The sequence below is a fragment of the Actinophytocola sp. genome, assembly GCF_050699935.1.
Classification (GTDB): domain Bacteria; phylum Actinomycetota; class Actinomycetes; order Mycobacteriales; family Pseudonocardiaceae; genus Actinophytocola.
In genome coordinates, this window is the sequence record NZ_JBOHGB010000229.1 from 1 (window position 1) to 7,211 (window position 7,211).

Genomic DNA, 7,211 nt, shown 5'->3' on the forward strand with positions numbered 1-7,211 from the left:
GGCGAGCGCGTCCGCCATGATCATGCGGCCCTCGGCGTCGGTGTTGGTCACCTCGGTGGTTCGGCCGCCGTAGTGCCGAACGACGTCGCCGGGGCGGTAGGCCGTCCCGGACAGGTGGTTCTCCGCGCACGGCACAAGGCCGGTCACACGCACGTCGGGCTCGAGCCGGGCGATGGCCTGGACCGCGGCAATCACGGCGGCACCGCCGGACATGTCGGTGCGCATCAGGTGCATGCCATCGGCCGGCTTGACCGAGATGCCGCCGGTGTCGAAGGTGACGCCCTTGCCGACGAGCACGACGTGCGGTGCGCCGCGCCGGCCCCAGCTGAGCTGGACGAACCGGGGTGGCCGGCTCGAGCCGCCGCCGACCGCGAGCACGCCGCCGAAGCCCTGCCGGGCAAGCCAGTGCTGGTCCCGCACGGTGGCGTCGACGCCGGGCGCGCGGCCGGCCGTCCGGGTGGCCATCCGCGCGAGCCAGGCCGGGTCCTTGATGTTCGACGGTGTGTTGGCGAGGTCGCGAGCGAGTGCGGTCGCCGCTGACAACACCGCCGCGCGCCGGGCCGTGTCGTCGATCACGGCGGTGTCGTCGGGCGCGACCAGACGGACGGTGCGCACTCTGGGCTTGTCGGGCTCGCCGCTGACGACGTAGGCGTAGCCGCCGAGCCGCAGGCCCCATACGAGCTCGGTGACCTGCCGCGCGTCGGCGTCCGCTGGCAGCTCGAGCTGTAGGTGGCGATCGGCCGACGGCCCTCCGTCGGCGATCCGCGCGTTGTGTGCTCTGATCAGGGCCGCACCCGCGGCGCGCCACTGGTCGGGCTCCCCATCCCCGACCCCGGCGACCCACCGCACGGCGGCGTCCGGCGGTCCCGGCTGAACCTCGCCGACCTTGCCGGTGAGCGCGACCGACGTCATCCACTCGCTGCTGAGCTCCGCGGACCGGGTGATCGGCGTCGGCGACGGCTCCCCGGCACGGCACAGCACGGCGAGTGGGGCGGCCCGGCGCACGGCGGAGCTCACCTCGACCTCGGGAAGCGCGGTCGGTAGAGCAGGTACCGACATGGCAAGGTCCTCCAGACTCGACGAAGCGCTACGCCATCCCCTCCACTCTGGACAAGGGGATGGTCAGCCTGCCGCGGCTTTCAGCGCGTCACCGAGGGCACTGGCCTCCTCCGCCGACATCTCGACGACGAGGCGCCCACCCCCCTCGAGTGGGACGCGCATCACGATGCCCCTACCCTCCTTGGTCACCTCGAGGGGACCGTCACCGGTCCGGGGCTTCATGGCCGCCATAGCGTGCTCCCTCCGTCATAGCCTGCCCACTCCGGCCGGCCCGACCGGGCCGAAGTCGGTGACATTCTCCCCTATGGCATCTCGGCGGTGAAATCGAACCGATCAAACTGCGTGTCGATGACCGGCCCTTATGCGTCTGGAACCCACTGGCGCGGGCCCGCTCTCGGCTGGGAGACTCGAAAATCGTGCGAGCCAGGTCCGCGCTGTTCGACGTTTACGGCAGCTACCTCCGAGCGCGAGGTGGCTCGGCCGCCATTGCCGCGTTGGTGCGTCTGCTCGAACCGCTGGGCTTCGAGCCGCCCGCGATCCGCACCGCGGTGTCCAGAATGGTGCGTCAGGACTGGCTGCGCCCTCTGCGGCTGGCCGACGGACCGGGATACGCGCTGACCAGGCGTGCCGAGCGCCGCCTCGACGACGCCGCCATGCGGATCTACCGCACGAATCCCTCCACTTGGGATGGTCGGTGGCAGGTGCTCGTGCTGGAGGAGCTGCCGAGCCGCAGCGCCCGGGAGCGGCTCGACTCGTCGCTGCGGCTGCTCGGCTACGGCCCGCTCGGGCCGACGACGTGGGTCGCGCCACGGCCGTCGGCGGAGCTGTCGGAGATCTTGGAGGCGGAGGGCCTGGCCGGTCGGTCGTTCCACGGCGAGCACGACGGCGACGACGCCGAGCTCGCCGCGCGGGCCTGGGACCTGGACGCGCTCGGCGCCGACTACGCCGGTTTCGTGACCGAGTGGCTACCGAGAGTGTCCGCAGTGGACGGTACGGTGCCGTCCGAGGCGTTCGCCGCGTCGCAGCGATTGCTGCACGCGTGGCGCAAGTTCCTGTTCCGCGACCCCGGCCTGCCGGCGTCCCTGCTGCCCGACGACTGGCCGGGCACCGAGGCGGCGCGCTTCTTCGACCGGGAGACCGCACGGCTCGCGCCGGCCGCCGAGACCTTTCTGTCCGACTGTCTGAACCGAGGTACGCGCGCGAGGTCCAGCGCCTGATCAACTGGAGGTAGAACGTCTTGGCAGCACTGCTGGTCGACGACCGCGACGGGGTCCGCACGCTGACACTGCACCGGCCGGAGGCGTTCAACTCGCTGACCGTCGAGCTCAAGGAGTCGCTACTGGCCGCGCTGACCGACGCCGCCGCGGCGCCGGATGTCCGGGCCGTAGTGCTGACCGGGGCCGGCAAGGCGTTCTGCGCGGGGCAGGACCTCAAGGAGCACGTGGCGGCGCTGCGCTCGAACGACCCGGCCCCGTTCCGGACGGTGGCCGAGCACTACAACCCGATCGTCCGCGCGCTGACGGGCATGCCGAAGCCGGTGATCGCCGCGGTGAACGGGATGGCCGCGGGCGCCGGCGCGTCGTTCGCGTACGCCTGTGACCTGCGCGTGGCCGGCGAGTCGACGAAGTTCCTGATGGCGTTCGCGACGATCGGCCTGACCGCGGACTCCGGCGCGTCGTGGACCCTGCCGCGGCTGATCGGCTACGGCCGCGCGATGGAGATGATGCTGCTGGCAAAGCCGGTCACGGCCGAGCGAGCGCTCGAGCTCGGCATGGTGACCCAGGTCGTGCCGGACGCCGACGTGCTCCCGACAGCGGTGGACCTGGCCACCCGGATGGCCGCCGGCCCCACAACGGGATACGGAAAGATCAAGGAAGCCCTCCTGACGGGCGCCGGCGCGGACCTGGAGGCGGCCCTGGCGTGTGAGGGTGCGGGCCAAACAGTCCTGGGCGCCACAGCCGACCATCGCGAGGCGGTGGACGCGTTCGTGGAAAAGCGAACCCCGTCCTTTCTGGGCCACTGAGCGCGGTTGTCCACAACTCCGCAACCCATCCACAGCCGCCCCGATCCCCACGTTCTTGTCGGTAGGCACCGGTAGACTGGCTCGTGAGGGTGGCCCCCGGGAAAGGGTGGGGCTTTCGGAACTTGAGTTCTGCACGCGCGCGTGTGCGCGCGGGAGCTTTTGTTCGCGGAGGTTTTGTTGTGCACCGGTGGGCGCTGTCGCGTGGGGAATTGTCGGTGGTGGTCGGTACGCTGGATTTTGGGGGCCGGAGGCCACGATGTCCCCGCCCTACCAAAGTGGCGGATTCTGGTGGCACCGCGGTGGACAAGCATCGGCAGGCAGCGCGCCGGACCAAAGCGCGCGGCGCCGCCGCGGAGCCCGTGCGAGAAAGTCACGCCCGTACGCGAAACGAGACAATCTCGAGCGCTGAATCAGCGGCCGCACGAGATCCAAACGAGGCGAGCCGACCCCGGGTTTACTCGGCTTCCGGCGATTCCACCGACGCCAATGCCTTCTCGATGCGTTCCCGGGCGCCGGCGAGGTGCTGGTCGCAGATCTTCGCCAGCGCCTCGCCCCGTTCCCACAGCGCCAGGGAGTCCTCAAGGGACAGACCGCCGGTCTCCAGCTTCGCGACCACCTCCGCCAGCTGGTCGCGGGCCTGCTCGTAGTCCAGCTCTTCCGTCACTGGGCCGGGGTCTCCAATCGGCTGTGCGAGTTCACCAGGACGGCCGCCACCGCCTGGTCATAGCCTACGAACGCCTCGGCGAAGTCCGCGCCGTCGCGCTCGGCCACCGCCTCCTCGATGCGCGTGAGCTCGCCACTCACCCGCTCACGATGCTGCGAACCACGGCCGAACCACCAGCGGGTGCCGGCGTACGCCGACGTCGCCTCGGTCAGTTCTCGTAGGCGGTTCGGCAGGTCACGCCGGCCGGGCGCGTCGCAGCCCGCGCACAGCGCCGCCCAGCACTCCGCCGCCGCCGCGTCGGCGCGGCACGCCCGGTCGCGCACCTGCTCCGCGGTCGTACGCAACGCCGGGGTGTCGGCCGCGGCCCTGGCGACCGCGTAGGTCGCCTTGATGGTCAGTGGCAGGAAGCTCGGTTCACGCTCCAGTCTCGGCACCGCTACCTCCACTCGCGCTCGTCGCCCCGGACCACGGTCGCGTGCACCGCGCCATCCGAGACGCGCACCCGGAGCAGCGTCCCTTCCGGCGCCTCCTCGGTCGAGCGGAGCACACGCGGGCTCCCTCCCGGGTCGACCCGCTGCACGACCGCATACCCGCGCGCAAGCGTGGCGGCTGGCCCCAACGTCGTCAAGCGGGCACGAGTATGGTTCAGCGCCGACCGCTCCGCCGCCACCCGGCTGACGACCGCCCGGCGGGCCCGCTCGACAAGGGCGGTGACCTGCGCACTTCGCTGCTCCAGCGGCGTCAGCGGATCCGCCAGCACCGGCCGGCTGCGCAGTGCGTCGAGCAGCCGGCGCTCGCGATCCACCCAGCCGTGCAGCGCGCGGCGGGCACGGTCGCGCAGCTGGTTCACCCGCACGGCCTCCTCCGCGATGTCCGGCACCACCCGCCTGCCCGCGTCGGTCGGCGTCGAGCACCGGACGTCGGCCACGTGGTCGAGCAGCGGAGTGTCCTGCTCGTGCCCGATCGCGGACAGCACCGGCGTGCGACAGTCGGCGACCGCGCGGCACAGCGTCTCGTCGGAGAACGGCAGCAGGTCCTCGACGCTGCCGCCGCCGCGCGCGATCACGATCACCTGCACGTTCCGGTCCCTGTCCAAAGCGGACAGTGCGTCGACGACCTGCGGCACCGCCAGCGCGCCCTGCACGGCGACGTTCTCCACCCGGAAGCGGACGGCCGGCCACCGCGCGCGGGCGTTGGTCAGCACGTCCTTCTCCGCGGCCGACGCCCGGCCGGTGATCAGCCCGACGGTGTGCGGCAGGAACGGCGGCCGGCGCTTGCGTCTCGGGTCGAAGATCCCTTCCGCGGCAAGGAGCTTGCGCAGCCGCTCGATGCGGGCGAGCAGCTCGCCGATGCCGACCGCGCGGATCTCGTCGGCGCGCAGGCTCAGCGTGCCGCGGCCGATGAAGAACGCCGGCCGCGCGTGCACGATCACCCGGGTGCCGTCGGACAGCGGCTGCTCGCGCAGCAGCGCGGTCGTGCAGGTGACCGTCATCGAGACGTCGGCGGCCGGGTCGCGCAGCGTCAGGAACGCGGTGCCGGTGCCGGGCCGGTTCGAAATCTGCGTCACCTGGCCCTCGACCCAGATGTCGCCGAGCCGGTTGATCCACTCCGCGATCTTGCGCGCCACGGTCCGCACCGGCCACGGCCGCTCCGGCGTGGTGCTCGGCTCACTCACTGCTGGTCGCGCACCGTCGCGATGCGGCGGGTCAGCATGCCGACGAACGACGGCCGGTTGGCGTTCGCGCGCTCGTGCTCCAGCAGCTCCGTGAGCTCGGCCACGGAGAAGCGGCGCAGCCGGGCACGCAGCTGCGGCAGCGACAGGTCGTCGTAGCTCACCGCCTCGGCGAAGGACTGCTCGCGATGTGCCTCGGTCTCCTCCGCGAGTGCGCGCTCCTCGGCTACCCACGGGTCGGGCGACTGGAAACCGTTGGGCCCGCTCACGTCCGGCTCCTCGGCCGGCGCCGGCTCGTCGACCCGGTCGAACGCGGACGACCGGCTGAAATCGTAGCGGTCGCCGTCGTCCTCAAGGTCCTCGTCGAAGGTCGCCCACTCCGGGGTCTCCTCGACCGGGCTCAGGCCGGCGAGCACCTCGTCGCCGCGGATGGCCAGCTCGGTCACCTGTTGCTGCACGCGCATCGAGACCTGTAACGCCTGGCTCGCCACGGTGACGGGCAGGCCGGCGAGCTTGGTGGGGAGGGTGCGCGCCTGCTCCACGGCGGTCACGGCGAGCCCGGCTGCGACACGCACCGGAAGCGGAAGAGACTTCATGCCGCCTAGCCTGCCGCAGACCGGGCGATCTGCCTACCGAGGTGCCCGGTACGTACGCTGGGTGTCATGACCAAGCGAGTACTGCTGGCCAAACCGCGCGGCTACTGCGCCGGCGTCGACCGAGCGGTCGTGACGGTCGAGAAGGCACTCGAGACGTACGGCCCGCCCGTGTATGTGCGTAAAGAGATCGTGCACAACCGGCACGTGGTCGACACGCTCACCGAGCGGGGCGCGATCTTCGTCGACGAGGCCGACGAGGTGCCCGAGGGCGCGCTCGTGGTGTTCTCCGCGCACGGTGTCGCGCCGGCGGTGCACGAGCAGGCGGCGGCACGGAGCCTGCGGACGATCGACGCCACGTGCCCGCTGGTCACGAAGGTGCACCAGGAGGCGAAGCGGTTCGCGCGTGACGACTACGACATCCTGCTGATCGGCCACGAGGGGCACGAGGAGGTCGATGGGACCTCGGGTGAGGCGCCGACGCACATCCAGTTGGTGGACCGGCCGGAGGACGTGGATTCCGTGACGGTCCGCGACCCGTCGAAGGTCGTCTGGCTGTCACAGACCACGCTGTCGGTGGACGAGACGATGGAGCGGGTGAACCAGCTGCGGGACCGGTTCCCGGAGCTGCAGGACCCGCCGTCGGACGACATCTGCTACGCGACGCAGAACCGGCAGGTCGCGGTGAAGGCCATGGCCGCGGAGTGCGATCTCGTGCTCGTCGTCGGCTCACGGAACTCGTCGAACTCGAAGCGGCTGGTCGAGGTGGCCCTGCAGGCGGGCGCGTCGGCCGCGTACCTGGTCGACTACGCGCGCGAGGTCGACCCGGCGTGGCTCGAGGGGGTGTCGACGATCGGCGTCACGAGTGGGGCGTCGGTGCCGGACGTTCTGGTGATGGACCTGCTGGCCTGGCTCGCCGACCGCGGCTGGGCCGAGGTGCAGGAGGTGACCACGGCCAACGAGAAGGTCGCGTTCGCCCTGCCCCGCGAGCTGCGCAAGGCGCTCAAGGACAGCGTCCGCTAGCCCGAGACCACTTCATAGCGGCGCCGCGGCCCGACCGTCGTCGGTCAGCGGGATGGGTCTTGCGGGCGCCGGCGGGGCTGACGCACCGGGGCGCCGCGGTCACCCGGGTCCCGGCGCGAGCGGTCGTCGCGGCGGGGGCGGGAGTCGGCGCTTGGGTCGCGGCGGCGGGGTGAGGGG

The 7,211-nt window shown here is 71.9% G+C and carries 9 protein-coding genes; 3 read left to right on the forward strand and 6 right to left on the reverse strand.

Annotated features, from left to right (window positions below; genetic code table 11):
• Both ACRDTB_RS36415 and ACRDTB_RS36420 read right to left on the reverse strand, forming a co-directional pair.
• A partial coding sequence (locus ACRDTB_RS36415; protein WP_431436803.1) for a leucyl aminopeptidase family protein occupies window positions 1-1,059 on the reverse strand: 1,059 nt, incomplete at its 3' end.
• A gap of 63 nt (window positions 1,060-1,122) precedes the next feature.
• Window positions 1,123-1,290, reverse strand: a complete 168-nt coding sequence (locus ACRDTB_RS36420; RefSeq protein WP_075127418.1) for a DUF3117 domain-containing protein — start codon at window positions 1,288-1,290, stop codon at window positions 1,123-1,125.
• Between the two features lie 185 nt (window positions 1,291-1,475).
• On the opposite strand from ACRDTB_RS36420, the gene ACRDTB_RS36425 reads away from it, so the two are divergent.
• On the forward strand, window positions 1,476-2,276 hold the full coding sequence (locus tag ACRDTB_RS36425) for a PaaX family transcriptional regulator (protein ID WP_431436804.1): 801 nt from the start codon (window positions 1,476-1,478) through the stop codon (window positions 2,274-2,276).
• Window positions 2,277-2,296: 20 nt separating this feature from the next.
• On the forward strand, window positions 2,297-3,082 hold the full coding sequence (locus ACRDTB_RS36430) for an enoyl-CoA hydratase-related protein (protein ID WP_431436805.1): 786 nt from the start codon (window positions 2,297-2,299) through the stop codon (window positions 3,080-3,082).
• Between the two features lie 454 nt (window positions 3,083-3,536).
• Here ACRDTB_RS36430 and ACRDTB_RS36435 read toward each other — a convergent pair whose 3' ends face one another.
• From ACRDTB_RS36435 to ACRDTB_RS36450, 4 genes are read right to left on the reverse strand one after another with little or no spacing between them, the layout of a single operon-like run.
• A complete protein-coding gene (locus ACRDTB_RS36435) occupies window positions 3,537-3,746 on the reverse strand; it encodes an exodeoxyribonuclease VII small subunit (protein ID WP_431436806.1) in 210 nt (69 codons plus the stop codon).
• Window positions 3,743-4,180 (reverse strand): sugar ABC transporter substrate-binding protein, encoded by a 438-nt coding sequence (locus ACRDTB_RS36440; protein WP_431436807.1) that lies wholly within the window; start codon window positions 4,178-4,180, stop codon window positions 3,743-3,745. The genes ACRDTB_RS36435 and ACRDTB_RS36440 overlap by 4 nt, the downstream gene beginning before the upstream one ends.
• 2 nt (window positions 4,181-4,182) lie before the next feature.
• Window positions 4,183-5,421: an exodeoxyribonuclease VII large subunit gene (xseA, locus tag ACRDTB_RS36445; RefSeq protein ID WP_431436808.1), complete on the reverse strand. Its 1,239-nt coding sequence runs from the start codon at window positions 5,419-5,421 to the stop codon at window positions 4,183-4,185.
• On the reverse strand, window positions 5,418-6,014 hold the full coding sequence (locus ACRDTB_RS36450) for a lipid droplet-associated protein (RefSeq protein WP_431436809.1): 597 nt from the start codon (window positions 6,012-6,014) through the stop codon (window positions 5,418-5,420). Before ACRDTB_RS36450 ends, xseA begins: the two co-directional genes overlap by 4 nt.
• 66 nt (window positions 6,015-6,080) lie before the next feature.
• On the opposite strand from ACRDTB_RS36450, the gene ACRDTB_RS36455 reads away from it, so the two are divergent.
• Window positions 6,081-7,034 carry a 4-hydroxy-3-methylbut-2-enyl diphosphate reductase gene (locus ACRDTB_RS36455; RefSeq protein WP_431436810.1) on the forward strand — a complete coding sequence of 318 codons (954 nt, stop codon included), beginning with the start codon at window positions 6,081-6,083 and terminating at the stop codon, window positions 7,032-7,034.
• The last annotated feature ends 177 nt before the right edge of the window (window positions 7,035-7,211 follow it).